The 1,332-nt window shown below is 50.1% G+C and carries 1 protein-coding gene; it reads right to left on the bottom strand.

All coding sequences use genetic code 11. The features are described 5' to 3' along the window. Window positions 1-224: 224 nt before the first annotated feature. The gene (locus OB87_RS19385; protein WP_033571000.1) at window positions 225-1,247 is read right to left on the bottom strand and encodes an IS110 family RNA-guided transposase; all 1,023 of its coding nucleotides are present in this window, start codon (window positions 1,245-1,247) and stop codon (window positions 225-227) included. Between the last annotated feature and the right edge of the window lie 85 nt (window positions 1,248-1,332).

The raw sequence follows: 1,332 nt of genomic DNA, 5'->3' as shown, positions 1-1,332 counted from the left end.
CTAAATAGCTTATATGGACACCGACCCAGTGCAAGCATGGGCTGATTTTTTCTGACAACGTAGTCACACACATATATCCGGCTTCGTGAGCCCTGATGAACATCCGTACTCTCTGGCCTCATTAACGCCGTGGCCTGCTGTGGCCGAGCTATTTGCCAGGTTGACAGAGAGTCGGTTCTACCTGTCAGTACATCAACGCTTTGGACTTCTTATAAATCAGATTGTTACTGATTCCTATACTCTGTTCTCTGGTTGACCAATGCCCAGGCCACCCGGGCATTTTTGTTCGCCAGCGCCACTACAGCTTTATTCACGCCGCCGCGAACAATAATACCCTTCAGCCATCTCTGGAGGGCGCTACACCGCTCATCCGGGAGGTTAACCGTACGATAAACCACGGAACGGGCACCATGGATAAGCAAGCCGCGCAGATAACCATCGCCACGCTTCGTTATTCCCAAAAGTCTGGGTTTACCGCCGCTGCTGTGCTCTCCGGGCACCAATCCCAGATAACTGGCAAAATGTCGGCCATTATTAAAACTTCTGCTGTCACCCAGCGCTATCGTCAGTGCTGATGCCCCCAGTGGCCCGATACCCGGTATATTTACCAGCCGGGCTGTATCCTCGTTCTGTGTACTTATCTGCTCCAGGCGTACATCCAGCGTTTTGATACGTTGCTGGCAGTCCTGCAATTCCAGCCATATTTCGTGAAACAGTTGTCGGCTGAGAGCGGTAAGTTCATTCTCCGCGTCTTCCAGATAATCGGGCAGACAGGTCATGATTTTGTGTGCACCTTCCGGTATCGCAATACCGTATTCCAGACCCAGTCCCCTAATCTGATTAATCAGCGCCGTTCTGTTTTTCATCAACCGCTGGCGAACCCGGTGAATACACTGAATATCCTGCTGCTCAAGACTTTTTTCTGGTACATAGCGCATTCCCGGACGACTGTCAGCCTCGACAATAGCGGTGGCGTCATTTTTGTCGTTCTTATTTCCCATTCTGAAGGGCGACACATACTGCGGGCTGATTTGTCTGACGTCATGCCCGAATGTCTTAAACTGGCGGGACCAGTAATTGGCACTCCCGCACGCTTCCATCACAATTCTGGACGAGGGTTGCTGAGCAATAAAAGCCATCAGCTTTTCACGAGTGAGCATTTTGTTCGCTTTTTTCTCGCCTTGTGCAGAAACGATATGAACCTGAAAAACTCGCTTTGCCAGGTCAATTCCGATAATTTGTTCCATGGGACACCTCTTCATTTTGCTGTTGGTTTGCACTTACAGCATGGTTCACTGAAGCCAATATGGGGAGGTGTCCATTTCATTAGCG

This window comes from Dickeya undicola, assembly GCF_000784735.1.
Classification (GTDB): Bacteria; Pseudomonadota; Gammaproteobacteria; order Enterobacterales; family Enterobacteriaceae; genus Dickeya; species Dickeya undicola.
The sequence above is the reverse complement of the archived record's forward strand: the minus strand, read 5'-3'. Positions and strand labels throughout refer to the sequence as shown.